The following is a 12881-nucleotide window of genomic DNA, read 5'->3' as shown; positions in this document are numbered from 1 at the left end:
TCCGGCAGGGGGCGAGGTGCACATAAGTACCGCCGCGGACGTTATCCGGATGTGTCCTCAGGATCGGCGGGCGCGGCCTTGCCCCCCAGCATGGAGCGCAGCACGCCGTCCCGGCGGATCAGGCCGTGATAGAGCGCTGCCGCCAGATGCACCAGCACAACCAGGAACAGCAGCCAGGCCAGCCATGCGTGGCCATTGCGCAGCCAGGCAAACAACACGGGGTTGGCCGGCACGAGCGACGGCAGCCGCAGCGATGGGCTGAGCATCACTGGCTCCCCGCTGGCAGACACCATGGCCCAGCCAATCAGCGGCATGGCCAGCAGAAGTCCGTACAGCACCAGATGGGACGCATGCGCACCGAAACGCACCAGCGGCGACAGATCAGCCGGAAGCGGTGGCGGGCGGTGGGTCAGCCGCACCCCGATCCGGATGACTGCCAGCAGGAGGATGGCGATGCCCAGCGGCTTGTGGATGTGGATCAGTGTTTCGTGCGTCTGTGTGACCGAGGTGACCATGCCTGCGCCGATGAAAAGCATGGCCAGCACAAGGATGGCCATCAGCCAGTGCAGCGCACGGGCCAGCGGATGAAACGGTTTCGGGATGGTCTTCATCGTGCACTCTCCCCGCGCGCTTCTTCCGTAGTGCGGCGACGATACGAGTCGGCATAAGCCGCCGAACGCGCGGCCAGCAGGGGATCGTTGCTGCCCATGATGCCATCGGGCAGCACCAGCGGATCGTAATTGACGTCCCGGCACGGGCCGCTTTCCTGAGGTTGCGTGGCCAGAATGGTCAGGGTGCCGGCGTCCACCTGCTGACGGTCAGCGGGCCACGCGACGGTCGCGTCGTCCACGACGTCACCCGGGGCCGCCAGCGTCACGCGCAGATGCCAGCGCAGCGGGCCGGCCGCCAGGCGCCTGTTCAGATCGGTGGCCAGATAGTCCGCGTCGCCTGCGGGGCCAGGCGCTGCGTCGCTGGCATCAGGCACCAGCGACCAGCGAACGGCGTGGCGCTTACCGTTGGCATCCACGAAGTAGAACGCGTTGAGCGAGTTGTAGGACTCGGTCACGTAGCTGGCCGACGGTTTGGCCGTCTTGATCCAGCCGAGAAACGCATGGGTTTCCGGATGCGCACCGAAGAATGCGCCCGCCTTGGCCGGGTCGGGTTTGCCGGTAGCCGGGTCCGGCGCGGTGGCCACTTGCAGGTCGTAAAAGGCCTTGGGCGTGGTGACCGGAAACACCGGCATCGCATTCATGCCCGTGCGCCATTGCTGGCCATTGGCTTCGGTGAAGCGGAGCGCGAAACTGCGGATGGGCACGCTGCTGTCCGCCGCGTACGGATTGCCGCCAGGGATGGCCAGCCGTCCAAGGACCGGCGTCTGCACACCATGGGCGAACAGGCCGGCGCGCGACAGGGTCGCCGCATCTCCGCTGGCCTCGAACACCCCCGCCACGCACACGCCCTTGGCGTGATTGCGCCGGAAGCCCGGATGATCGCCGCCGTTGTGCTCAAGCGTGTCGACGATGCGTCCGGGCGACAGCCGCGAGGGAGCCAGCCAGCCGCCCACATATCCAAATGCGGCGGCGGAGACGACCACCACCGAGCTGATCAACGCGATGCGCAGCGTGCGCTGGCGGCCCGTAAGGGGAGGGCGTGGGGGTGTCATGTCAGGCATCGCTTCTTGAACTCCGCAGGGGGTCGTTCGAGCTGACCGGGGTCTTTCGTCTTTGCTTTCGGGGCCAGCATCGGGGCTGGCGGGGCCGGTGTCATGCAGATTCGTGCTGTGGCGGACCCCTGGGCGAGCCCTGAGGGCCAAAGTTAATAATTCGTGAAAGTAATTCACCCTGAACCGTAAAGTTTCACGAATTCAAGCCGCTACTCCGTCATTGGGGGCCAGCCGGTCCCCACAGACGCTTCTCGGGGTGAGATCAATGTTGTCCGTTATTCGCAGGTGGTTCGGCCACACGGCGCTCAATACGCGCGTGTGGATGGTGATGGCGGTCGTGGTGATGGGTCTGGTGACCCTGACGGTGATATCGGTGGTGCAGGGACGGGCGACGCAGATGCGTGAACTGGCCAGTTCGCTGCAAAGCCAGGTGGATTCCGCGATCTCCATTGCAGAGGAATATCGCCAGCGCGCCACAAAGGGCGAAATGAGCGACGTCGAGGCGCGCAGGCAGGCGCTTGAGGCGATCAGCGCTATGCGCTGGAGCGACGGCACAGGCTACATCTTCGTGTTCGATTCGGACGTCAGGCTGCTGATGCATCCGCTGCGCGCGAAACAGGTAGGTACAAGCATCCGCGATGACGTGGATGGCGAAGGCTTTCATCATTACGTGGCCATGCGCGACGTCGACAAGACGAAAGGCCACGGCCTGACCCGCTACACGCAGCTGATGCCCACGACCAATGAGCATCGTCCGAAAATCAGCTATTCCAAACTGTATGCCCCGTGGGACATGCACTTCATCACCGGGGCGTACTTCACCGATATTGATGCGACCTTTCACGACGACCTGATTTCTGGTCTGACCCGTTCGGGTCTCATCGCGCTGCTGGTCATGCTGGTGGTGTGGTTTTCGATGCAGAGCATTCGCGACACCATTGGCGGCGAGCCCTCGCACGCGCTCCTGATTGCCAGCCGCATTGCCGATGGTGATCTTCGTCAGTCCGACGAGATGGCCTTTGGCCCGGGAAGTCTGCTGGAATCGCTGGATCGCATGCGCGGTCGCCTGGCGGGCATCGTGTCCGAAGTGCAGGAAGGCGCGCACGTCGTATCGACCACGGCGCTGCAACTTGCGAGGAGCAACGACGATCTGTCCCAGCGTACGCAGGAGCAGGCCTCCAGCCTCGAAGAGACGGCAGCCTCGATGGAAGAGATGACCGCGACGGTCAAGCAGAATGCGGAAAACGCGAGGCACGCAGATGGCCTGTCCCGTGGCGCTCGTGCCGACGCGGAGCATGGTGGTCGCGTGGCGGCGCAGGCGATGCAGGCGATGAGCGATATCGGCGATTCCAGCCGTCGCATTGGCGACATCGTGAACCTGATCGACGAGATCGCGTTCCAGACCAATCTGCTGGCGCTCAATGCTGCGGTGGAAGCCGCGCGTGCGGGTGAGCAGGGGCGTGGCTTTGCGGTGGTGGCAGCCGAGGTGCGTCGTCTGGCGCAGTCCAGTGCGCAGGCATCGCGCGACATCAAGCGTCTGATTACCCAGAGCCATGAGCGCGTGGATCTGGGCAGCGATCTGGTGAAACAGTCTGCCCAAGCGCTGACGGGCATCGTTGCCAGCGTCACTAAGGTGACCGACATCGTTGCCGACATTGCGGCGGCCAGTCAGGAGCAGTCCTCCGGTGTCGATCAGGTCAATGTGGCCATCTCGCAGATCGATCAGGTCACCCAGGAGAACGCGGCACTCGTTGAAGAGGCGTCGGCGGCGGCCAAGTCCATGCAGGATCAGGCGGCGGCACTGAGCGAACAGATTGCCTTCTTCGTAGTGGAAGACGTGGTGCCCGGCCGCGCCAGCGCGGACGTCCGTTCGCACGACACGTCCTTCGGTGAACTGGCCACCGCATGATGCACTGATGGCCGGGCGTACTTCAGGCGTCCGGCCGTCCCCTTCGCGCAAATGTCCCTGCCCGGTTTATGCTCAGGCCATGTCATCGAGCGGAGGGCGTGGATTGGAACACGCGGCAAGTTATGTTCACGGTGTGAGTTCCACGCCGCTACTCGGAGAAACCGTCGGCGCGCTGCTCGACAGGATCACGGCACGCTGGCCGGATCGTCCCGCGCTGGTGGTGCGTCAGCAGTCCGTTCGCTGGACCTACCAGCAATTTCATGCGGAAGTGGAACGCGTCGCTGCCGCGATGCTGGCGCTGGGACTGGTCCCCGGCGACCGCGTGGGCATCTGGGCGCCCAATCGCGCCGAGTGGGTAGTGGCACAGTTCGCCGCACCCAAGGCGGGACTCATTCTCGTCAACATCAATCCGGCTTACCGCTCGCATGAGCTGACCTATTCGATGAACAAGGTTGGCTGTCGTGCGCTGATTCTGCCGCGCGCCTTCAAGTCGTCCCGCTATCTGGACATCCTCCTGGGCATCGCACCGGAACTGGGCGCGGCCCCGGCGGGGCAGCTGTCCTGCGCCGCCCTGCCGGACCTGCGCCACGTCATTGTTCTGGACGATGCGCCGCAGCCGGGTGCCCTTCGCTGGAACGACCTTGTGGCTGACGACGCGGCGCTGGCGCATTTGCGCGACGTTGAAGCGATGCTGTCGTTTGATGATCCGGTGAATATCCAGTTCACCTCAGGCACGACCGGCGCGCCCAAGGGTGCCACGCTGACCCACCACAACATCGTCAACAATGGCTTCTTCATCGGTGAAGCCATGCAGCTGACCGAAGACGACCGCCTGTGCATTCCTGTGCCTTTCTATCACTGCTTCGGCATGGTGCTTGGCAACCTGGCATGCGTGACGCATGGCGCGTGCATGGTCATTCCCGGCGAAGGCTTCGACGCACTGGCTACCTTGCAGGCGGTGGCGGAAGAGCGCTGCACCGGGTTGCATGGCGTGCCCACAATGTTCATTGCAGAGCTTGAGCATCCGCGCTTCCGCGATTTCGATCTCTCATCCCTGCGTACGGGCATCATGGCTGGCTCGCCGTGCCCGATTGAAGTGATGCGCCGCGTGGTGCGCGACATGAACATGGCCGGGGTCACCATCGCCTATGGCATGACTGAAACCAGCCCGGTGAGCTTCCAGACGACAGCCAGCGATCCGCTGGACAAGCGCGTGGCTACGGTCGGTCGCATTCATCCGCATGTGGAAGTGAAGCTGGTGGACGAAGCCGGGCAAATCGTTCCGCGCGGCACGCAGGGCGAATTGCTGACGCGCGGTTATTCAGTGATGCGTGGCTACTGGGGCGACGAGGTCAACACGCGCGATGCCATCGACTCCGGACGCTGGATGCATACCGGTGATCTTGCCGTGCTTGATGATGAGGGTTACTGCACTATCGTGGGGCGGCTGAAGGACATGATCATCCGTGGTGGCGAGAACATTTCGCCCCGTGAAATCGAGGAATTTCTTTACGGACACCCCGACGTGCAGGATGTCCAGGTTTTTGGGGTGCCGGACGCAAGATTTGGCGAACAGGTCTGCGCGTGGATACGTCTGCGCGAGGGCGCCACGGCGACCGTCGCCGGTATCCAGGACTATTGCAGGCACCAGTTGGCGTACTTCAAAGTGCCCCATTACGTACGGTTCGTGGACGCGTTTCCGATGACCGTTACCGGAAAAGTGCAGAAGTATCTGATGCGCGAAGCGATGGCGAAGGAACTGGGCGAAAAATCACCCTAAATTCACGTGCACGAACGGATTTTGTAGTGGGGTGTGGGCCTCTGCTGCGATGCATAAAGTGAGCCATGGCAGGTCAGGGGCGACATGTTCATCGTCTTTACCGAAAAGGCCTAGCCGTGAATCGAGCATCGCGCTTCAGTCCGGTCACACTTGTTACCGCTGTGGTCTACGCCCTTTTCGGCGTTGCCCTCGTGCTGGGGGGGCTTCGCCTCGTAGCACACGGTGGCTCGGGGTATTACCTCATTGCAGGCATCGTCACCCTTGTGGTTGCGGGCCTGCTGTTGTCGCGCCGCACAGCGGCGCTCTGGCTATTCGCGCTGCTGCTTTTCGGCACCACTGTCTGGGCTATCGGCGAAGTGGGGCTGGACTGGTGGCAATTGCTGCCCAGGTTGTGGGTCTGGTGGGTCATGGGCCTGTGGCTGCTGACGCCGTGGGTGCGCCGGGGGCTGGTGCGAATTCACAGCTCGCTGGACGTGCGGGTGACTCCACGATCCGGTGTGCTCCCGCTGTGGCTCGCTGTCCTTGTCGCACTGGTGGTGGGCATCGTGGGCATGGTGCATACCGATCACGACCTGCGGGGTGAGTTGCCGATGGCCGATGTCACCGGCCCGCAGGCAGACCAGCAGGCCAAGGCTCCCGGCGACTGGACCGACTACGGCGGTACGCCCTATGGCCAGCGTTATTCACCGCTGACGCAGATCACGCCGGACAACGTGTCGAAGCTGAAGGTCGCCTGGCAGATCGAGACGGGCGACAAGGTTGGCCCGGATGATCCGACCGAGACCACCAGTGAAAATACGCCGCTGAAAATCGGCGACACGATCTATATCTGTACTCCGCACAGCCGCGTGCTTGCCGTGGATGCCGCGACCGGCCAGAAGCGCTGGGAATATGACCCGAAGATTCAGAGCCCTGTCGGGTTCAAGCATTGGGAGCACATGACGTGCCGTGGCGTGTCGTATCACGACGACGCCAAATATGCGGGGATGTCCCATCCGGCCGCCGCACCCGCCGCGTCGGCCACCATTGGCCAGCCTGCCAGTTCGTCGACATCGCCCGTACTGGCGGCAGCATCGACCAGCGGTGCGCCCGTGGCAGCCCCGGCGATTGCCAACAGCTGTCCGCGCCGGCTGTTCCTGCCAACCGCCGATGCCCGCCTGATTGCGCTGAACGCTGACACTGGCGTGCCGTGCGATGACTTCGCCAATCACGGCACGATTGATCTTCGCGCCAACATTGGACCCTTCAATCCCGGTGGCTACTACTCCACGTCGCCCCCCGCCGTGACGCGTGATCTGGTGATCATCAGCGGCCACGTGACGGACAACTACTCGACCGATGAGCCGTCGGGCGTCATCCGCGCGTTTGATGTGCATGACGGACATCTGGTGTGGAACTTCGATCCGGGCAACCCGGATGAAACCGCGCCGATTGCCGAGGGCAAGGTTTATACGCGCAACTCTCCCAACGTCTGGTCGCTTTTCAGCGTCGATGAAAACCTGGGTCTTGTGTATCTGCCCATGGGCAATCAGACCCCGGATCAGTTCGGCGGTGGGCGTACTCCCACGTCGGAGAAATTCAGCGCCGGGCTGGTGGCCCTGGATATCGCGACGGGCAAGTTGCGCTGGGTCTATCAGTTCACGCACCACGATCTTTGGGACATGGATGTGGGCGGTCAACCGACGCTGATGGATCTGAAAACAGCCGACGGAGTGAAGCCGGCGGTGCTCGCATCCACGAAGCAGGGCAGCATCTATGTGCTGGATCGTCGTGATGGCACGCCGATCTTCCCGATTACCGAAGTGGCACGTCCGCAGGGGGCCGTTGAAGGCGATCACACCTCGCCTACCCAGCCACTGTCGGCGCTGAATTTCATCCCGCCCAAAGTCACCGAAGCGGACATGTGGGGCACGACCCCGCTCGACCAGCTGTGGTGCCGTGTGCGCTTCCGCTCGCTGCGCTACGACGGCATGTTCACTCCGCCCTCGTTGCAGGGCTCGCTGGTCTTCCCCGGCAATTTTGGCGTGTTTGACTGGGGTGGCATCTCGGTGGATCCGGATCGTCAGCTGATGCTGGTCAATCCGAGCTACATGGCGTTCCAGTCGCGGCTGATTCCCAAAGAACAGCTCGCGAAGATGGAAGTAAAGATGGCCACCAGCGAGACGGAGGGCATCAAGAAGGCCGAGGGCATCCCGTACGCCATCGAACTTTCCGCATTCCTGTCGCCATTGGGTATTCCCTGCCAGGCGCCGCCGTGGGGCTACGTCGCAGGGGTTGACCTGCAAACGGGCAAGACCATGTGGCAGCACAAGAACGGCACCATCGTGGATAGCGCGCCTCTGCCGATCCCGATGCCGCTGGGCGTTCCGAGCCTGGGTGGCATGGTGACCACCGCTGGCGGCGTGACTTTCCTGTCAGGCACGCTGGATTACTACGTTCGCGCCTACGATGTGCGCACCGGTAAGAAGCTGTGGGAGGCGCGCCTGCCCGCAGGCGGACAGGCCACGCCGATGAGCTATGCGGACAAGAATGGCAAGCAGTACATCCTGGTGACTGCTGGCGGCCACGGCTCGCTGGGCACGAAACAGGGTGATGCCGTGATTGCGTATTCGCTGCCGGATTGATGTCTGAGCGCGCAGGTGATGCCCCTGGGCATCACCTGCGTGCGGATGCGGGCGCAGTCGCAAGTCTGGAGCGATCGCCGTGACCGGATGGGTCACTGACGAAGCCTCAGTCGCTGTCGTCGCCGCGCCCAGCGTGCGCCTTGGAACACAGCCCCGCGACGATCTGACTGACCATGTCGCCCGGCTCCGGCCCGATGTCTACCGTGACCGCATGGGCGGGCTCCTCCAGCGTGGCCAATTGGCTGTCGAGCAGTGCAGGGTCGAAGAAATGCCCGGTGCGGTGACCCAGCCGTTCGGCCAGCAGCGCGCGGGTGCCGCGCAGATAGACCCAGCGCACGTCGTTGTGGCCCGCGCTCAGGCGATCCCGGTAGGCTTGTTTCAGTGCGGAACAGGCCACCACCAGCGAGGCGTCGATAGTGCGGCGTGCATCCATGGCTTCGGCAATGGCATCCAGCCAGGGTGCGCGATCAGCATCGTTCAAAGGCTCACCACGCGCCATCTTTGCGCGGTTTGCGTCGGAGTGAAGTGAGTCGCCGTCCACGAATTCACAGCCAAGGATGGTCGCCAGGCGCACGCCGATAGTTGATTTCCCGCTGCCGGACACGCCCATCAGGATCACGATCATGGTCCTGGAACTCCTCTGTTGGTCATTTCCGTATTGTCCACGCGCGACGTGAAGCCGACGAGCGTTACCATTAAGGCTTTCAGCCCATGAGTACCCCCGCCATGAAGTGGATCGACCTGCGCAGCGACACTGTCACCCAGCCCGTCCCGGCCATGCGGGCCGCCATGCTGGATGCGCCGGTGGGAGATGACGTCTATGGCGAAGATCCCACCGTCAACGCGTTGCAGGACCGGATGGCCCGCGAACTGAATTTCGACGCTGCCCTTTTTGTTCCCACGGGTACCCAAAGCAACCTGCTTGCCCTGATGAGCCATTGCGAGCGAGGCGATGAATACATCGTTGGCGCCGATGCACACACGTATCGCTTCGAAGGGGGCGGTGCTGCTGTTCTCGGCTCCATTCAGCCGCAGCCCATTGTGCAGGATGCGGATGGCACCCTGCCGCTGGACAAGGTGGAGGCGGCGATCAAGCCGGTGGACCCGCATTTTGCGCGGTCAAAGCTGCTGGCGCTGGAGAATACGTGGCACGGCCGCGCGCTGCCGTTTGCCTACCTTGAGCAGGCACATGATCTGGCGAAGCGTCGCGGCCTGGGCCTCCATCTGGATGGCGCACGCCTTTACAACGCGGCTACGGCGTATGGCCGACCCGCCCGCGACATCACGCAGTATTTCGACAGTGTGTCGGTCTGCCTTTCAAAAGGTCTGGGCGCACCCGTGGGATCAGTATTGCTGGGCAGTGCGGCATTGATCGACAAGGCACGTCGCTGGCGCAAGGTCACCGGCGGCGGATGGCGCCAGGCGGGCATGCTGGCCGCGGCAGCGATGTATGCGCTGGATCATCATGTGGGCCGACTGGCAGAGGATCACGCACGTGCGCAGCACCTCGCAGATGGCTTGCGCAGCGTGCCAGACATCAACGTCACCGGCTGCCATACCAATATGGTGTTTGTGGATGTGCCTGCGCCCCGGCTGAAGGCGCTGGATCAGCATTTGCGCAGCGTGGGTGTACGGGTGAGCATTGGCTATCTGCCCCACGTTCGCCTGGTCACTCACCTGCATGTAAGCGACGACGATATCGAGCGCACGATTGCGGCGTTCCGTTCGTTTACGGGATGAAAGGACGCATCAGCGCGGTGCCATCAGCTTGCGCTGGAGGGAATAAAGAATGGACGCATCGGTTGCGTCCAGCATCTCGGTTTCCATGTTCCTGTAGTGCCGATGGAAAGCGATGATCGCTGCACGTGGATTGCTGACGTCATAGCCCACAAGCCGCATCGCGGCCAGGCTGTCGAAAGCGGGCGGTGCGGGAATCAGCGGCTGGTCGTACCAGAGGCCGTATCCATACTGTGCAAGGGTCGCCCACGGGAACTGCACACTCGGATCATTCTTGCGGCCGGGCGCGATATCGCCATGGCCAACCACCGCCTGCTTTGGTATGCCCAGGCGCGTGGTCAGGTCAGCCAGAAGCCGGATAAGTGCCTGAATCTGCGCGCTCGAAAACGGAGCGACGCCATCGTTGTCCAGTTCGATGCCGATAGACGATGAGTTAATATCGGTGACGCCCGCCCAGGTGGCCGCGCCTGCATGCCACGAGCGATCCCGGTCATCTACCAGCTGGTCAATCGTGCCATCGTCGCCGATCAGGTAGTGCGCACTGACCGGGTTGCCGCCGCCAGCACGTGACAACACGCGCCGCGATGCCTCCATGTTGCCGATGGAGGTGTGATGCAGCACGATGAGCTGCGCGCGCCGTGCGTTGAAGTTGGGTGACGGCGTCCAGTGGGCCAGCGCACTGCGCTGCGGTGGCACAGTGGGCGCGGTGGTGGCGCAGCCCGTCAGTAGCAGCAACAGGCACACGCAAATGCCGCGCCACCACAGAAGCGGGGACGCGGCACGCCTGCATGCGCTTGTTGGCTGAGGGATCATTCGACCTTGAAGTCCACGCTGGTGAACACCCACGCGATGCGCTCACGGTCTTCGCCTTCCTCGCCCTCGTCGGCGCGCGTGGCAACGACGATCTGCAAGTCGATGCAATCACGGCCCTGGCTGAGCCACTGGGTGTCTACCAGGTCGTGTTTTGCCGCGCTCATCGCGGCTTCAAGTTCAGGGCCCGTGGTGTCCACAAGCTCAATGCCTTCGTATTGCAGGCTGCCACCGAGGACTTCGATGTCGCACAGCTTGCCATCCATATAGCGAAGGCGCAGCCAGTCGCTGCCGTCAGGAAGGCTGTATTCGTCTTCGTCGTCCCAGAGCTGGTCGCCGGAAGGCTTGCCACCGAGGCTGTCCTGCAATGCCTTGCGCTGGGTGCCGAAGAAGATATTGTTTTCGCCACGGACAATTCCGCGGCCCGGGACCAGCTCCCACTTATCCATGGCGACCCTCGTTTGTTTGCGCGGCAAGTCCGCGATGAAAGCATGTGGCAACGGGTCGTGTGTCACCAGACCCGTCTGGATGGTTGGTATTACGGTTTGTGGTCACGTTCGAGGTAGTCCTCGCTCTGCATCTCGATAAGGCGTGACTCTGTCCTGCCGAATTCCGCGCGCAGACGCTGGCCATCGTAAAGCTCGGTGATCGGCGCGGCAGCGGAGAGAATCAGCTTGACGTGCCGGTCGTAGAACTCATCGACCAGCAGTATGAATCGCTTCGCCTCGTTTTCTGTGTACACAGTGAATTGTGGAACGTTGGACACCACGACGGAGGGGAAGCGCCGCGCAAGCTCGATGTAGTCGGCAACCGCGCGCGGGCCCTCGCACAATGCGGTGAAATCAAACCACACGATGTTGTCAGCGCGACGCCGGGCAGGAATGGCGCGGCCCTGTACGTCGATCTGTTCGTCGTCGCGGATGCCGCCTTCCGCCTGGCTGGTGAAGATGCGCTGCAGCGAACGTTCTGCTTCAAGACCCGGCGGCGTGAGGTATACCGATGCCTGGGTGAGCGCACGCAGGCGCCAGTCGTGTGGCGATACCATCTCGTGCACGACGCAGTGCTTTTCGATGGCCGCGATGGCAGGCAGGAAGCGCGCACGCTGAAGGCCGTCGCGATACAGGCCGGGCGGGGCCGTGTTGGAGGTGGTGACCAGCACGACGCCGCGTGCGAACAGCGCATCGAGCAGGCCCGACAGAATCATGGCATCGCCGATGTCGTTGACCAGAAACTCGTCCAGGCAGACCACGCGGGCTTTCGCGGCAATGCGCGCAGCCACTTCGATCAACGGGTCCTGCCGTTCGCCCAGCTCACGCAGGGATTCGTGCACTTCCAGCATGAAGCGGTGATAGTGGCGCCGCAGCGCCAGGCCGGGCGCCAGGCTGGAGACGAACAGGTCCATCAGGAAGGTTTTGCCGCGACCCACGCTTCCCCACAGATACAGGCCGCGGATGGGTTCGGGCTGTTCGTTGCCGAGCATGGAGCGCAGCTTGCCGAAAAGGCCGCCGGACGGTGCGGCAGGAGTGGCCTGGCAGAGTGCGGCGTGCAGCCGGTCAAACTGGGCCAGGACGGGCACCTGGGCGGGATCGGACTCCCAGCGGTGGCCGGCCACGCCTTCACGATAGCGTTCACTGGGGGTTAGCGTCGGACAGTTCATGCGTTGCGCTGCGGCGGAAGCCAGTCGAGGATGGCGTGCTTCACCGCGCCGCGCAGATCCATCAGGCGACGGTGGAAGAAATGGCTGGTGTCGGCCATGCGCACCAGCGTGGGCTCCACCGGCAGGCTGTCGATCCACGCGAACACGGCTTCGGGGTCCACGACTTCGTCGGCCTCGCCCTGCACGATCAGCCAGGGGCATGCCGGAATCCGGATGCTTTCGAAGTCCCAGCGACCTGCGGGAGGGGCGATGCTGATGAGTGCATCAGCGCGCAGGCGGACGGCTTCGTTCAGGGTGACGTAGCTGCCGAACGAGAACCCTGCCAGCCACAGTTGGTCGTGCGGACGCGTACGTCGCACCCACGCCACCACGGCAGCCAGGTCCTCGCCTTCGCCGCGGCCATCATCGAACTGGCCTTCGGACTCGCCCACGCCGCGGAAATTGAAACGCACGGTGTCGAGGCCAGACTCGCGCAGCGAGCGCTCAAGCATCGTCACAACCTTGTTGTGCATCGTGCCGCCCTGAAGCGGGTGCGGATGGCAGATGACGGCCACGCCCTTGCGAGCGACCTCCGTTTCGCTGACTTCCGTGATGGTCTCAAGCTTGCCTGCGGGGCCGGCGAGCGCGAAGCTGGCGGCTTCGGCCGGAAAACGTTCCGGCGCTGGGGAATTGTGATCGCTCATGACCACCATGATACCCGG

Annotated in this window: 11 protein-coding genes; 4 read left to right on the top strand and 7 right to left on the bottom strand. The window is 63.3% G+C overall.

The genetic code is table 11. From position 1 onward, the window contains the following. Window positions 1-41: 41 nt before the first annotated feature. Together FHW69_RS12730 and FHW69_RS12725 are read right to left on the bottom strand one after the other, a co-directional pair. Window positions 42-611: a cytochrome b gene (locus tag FHW69_RS12730; protein WP_183423448.1), complete on the bottom strand. Its 570-nt coding sequence runs from the start codon at window positions 609-611 to the stop codon at window positions 42-44. Next, window positions 608-1663: a catalase family peroxidase gene (locus FHW69_RS12725; protein WP_221195527.1), complete on the bottom strand. Its 1056-nt coding sequence runs from the start codon at window positions 1661-1663 to the stop codon at window positions 608-610. The genes FHW69_RS12730 and FHW69_RS12725 overlap by 4 nt, the downstream gene beginning before the upstream one ends. A gap of 265 nt (window positions 1664-1928) precedes the next feature. Between FHW69_RS12725 and FHW69_RS12720 the strand changes: the two genes are divergently transcribed. The 3 genes from FHW69_RS12720 to FHW69_RS12710 all read left to right on the top strand — a co-directional run bounded on the left by FHW69_RS12720 (window position 1929) and on the right by FHW69_RS12710 (window position 7976). After that, window positions 1929-3572: a methyl-accepting chemotaxis protein gene (locus FHW69_RS12720; RefSeq protein WP_255494781.1), complete on the top strand. Its 1644-nt coding sequence runs from the start codon at window positions 1929-1931 to the stop codon at window positions 3570-3572. 103 nt (window positions 3573-3675) lie between these two features. Then, on the top strand, window positions 3676-5352 hold the full coding sequence (locus FHW69_RS12715; protein ID WP_255494780.1) for an AMP-binding protein: 1677 nt from the start codon (window positions 3676-3678) through the stop codon (window positions 5350-5352). Window positions 5353-5468: 116 nt separating this feature from the next. Further along, window positions 5469-7976 (top strand): glucose/quinate/shikimate family membrane-bound PQQ-dependent dehydrogenase, encoded by a 2508-nt coding sequence (locus FHW69_RS12710; RefSeq protein ID WP_343204021.1) that lies wholly within the window; start codon window positions 5469-5471, stop codon window positions 7974-7976. A 106-nt stretch (window positions 7977-8082) separates the two neighbouring features. Here FHW69_RS12710 and FHW69_RS12705 read toward each other — a convergent pair whose 3' ends face one another. Further along, window positions 8083-8601: a gluconokinase gene (locus FHW69_RS12705; protein WP_183423444.1), complete on the bottom strand. Its 519-nt coding sequence runs from the start codon at window positions 8599-8601 to the stop codon at window positions 8083-8085. A gap of 101 nt (window positions 8602-8702) precedes the next feature. Between FHW69_RS12705 and ltaE the strand changes: the two genes are divergently transcribed. Continuing rightward, the gene (gene ltaE / locus FHW69_RS12700) at window positions 8703-9716 is read left to right on the top strand and encodes a low-specificity L-threonine aldolase (protein ID WP_183423520.1); all 1014 of its coding nucleotides are present in this window, start codon (window positions 8703-8705) and stop codon (window positions 9714-9716) included. 9 nt (window positions 9717-9725) lie between these two features. On the opposite strand, the gene FHW69_RS12695 is transcribed toward ltaE, so the two are convergent. The 4 genes from FHW69_RS12695 to FHW69_RS12680 form a co-directional block, all read right to left on the bottom strand. Next, the gene (locus FHW69_RS12695; protein WP_343204020.1) at window positions 9726-10457 is read right to left on the bottom strand and encodes an N-acetylmuramoyl-L-alanine amidase; all 732 of its coding nucleotides are present in this window, start codon (window positions 10455-10457) and stop codon (window positions 9726-9728) included. Window positions 10458-10522: 65 nt separating this feature from the next. Beyond that, window positions 10523-10972 (bottom strand): hypothetical protein, encoded by a 450-nt coding sequence (locus FHW69_RS12690; protein ID WP_183423442.1) that lies wholly within the window; start codon window positions 10970-10972, stop codon window positions 10523-10525. 89 nt (window positions 10973-11061) lie between these two features. Next, window positions 11062-12180 carry a cell division protein ZapE gene (zapE, locus tag FHW69_RS12685; RefSeq protein WP_183423441.1) on the bottom strand — a complete coding sequence of 373 codons (1119 nt, stop codon included), beginning with the start codon at window positions 12178-12180 and terminating at the stop codon, window positions 11062-11064. Next, on the bottom strand, window positions 12177-12863 hold the full coding sequence (locus FHW69_RS12680; protein WP_183423440.1) for an alpha/beta fold hydrolase: 687 nt from the start codon (window positions 12861-12863) through the stop codon (window positions 12177-12179). The genes zapE and FHW69_RS12680 overlap by 4 nt, the downstream gene beginning before the upstream one ends. Window positions 12864-12881: the final 18 nt, after the last annotated feature.

This window comes from Luteibacter sp. Sphag1AF, assembly GCF_014192715.1.
Lineage (GTDB): Bacteria > Pseudomonadota > Gammaproteobacteria > Xanthomonadales > Rhodanobacteraceae > Luteibacter.
This window is presented reverse-complemented; position numbering and strand designations above follow the sequence as displayed.

What these genes read in the sequence shown, in the direction of transcription:
- FHW69_RS12725 (WP_221195527.1), bottom strand. Translation starts at nt 1,663, where the DNA reads ATGACACCCCCACGCCCTCCCCTTACGGGCCGCCAGCGCACGCTGCGC.
- FHW69_RS12705 (WP_183423444.1), bottom strand. Translation starts at nt 8,601, where the DNA reads ATGATCGTGATCCTGATGGGCGTGTCCGGCAGCGGGAAATCAACTATC.
- FHW69_RS12720 (WP_255494781.1), top strand. Translation starts at nt 1,929, where the DNA reads ATGTTGTCCGTTATTCGCAGGTGGTTCGGCCACACGGCGCTCAATACG.
- ltaE (WP_183423520.1), top strand. Translation starts at nt 8,703, where the DNA reads ATGAAGTGGATCGACCTGCGCAGCGACACTGTCACCCAGCCCGTCCCG.
- FHW69_RS12690 (WP_183423442.1), bottom strand. Translation starts at nt 10,972, where the DNA reads ATGGATAAGTGGGAGCTGGTCCCGGGCCGCGGAATTGTCCGTGGCGAA.
- FHW69_RS12730 (WP_183423448.1), bottom strand. Translation starts at nt 611, where the DNA reads ATGAAGACCATCCCGAAACCGTTTCATCCGCTGGCCCGTGCGCTGCAC.
- zapE (WP_183423441.1), bottom strand. Translation starts at nt 12,180, where the DNA reads ATGAACTGTCCGACGCTAACCCCCAGTGAACGCTATCGTGAAGGCGTG.
- FHW69_RS12680 (WP_183423440.1), bottom strand. Translation starts at nt 12,863, where the DNA reads ATGAGCGATCACAATTCCCCAGCGCCGGAACGTTTTCCGGCCGAAGCC.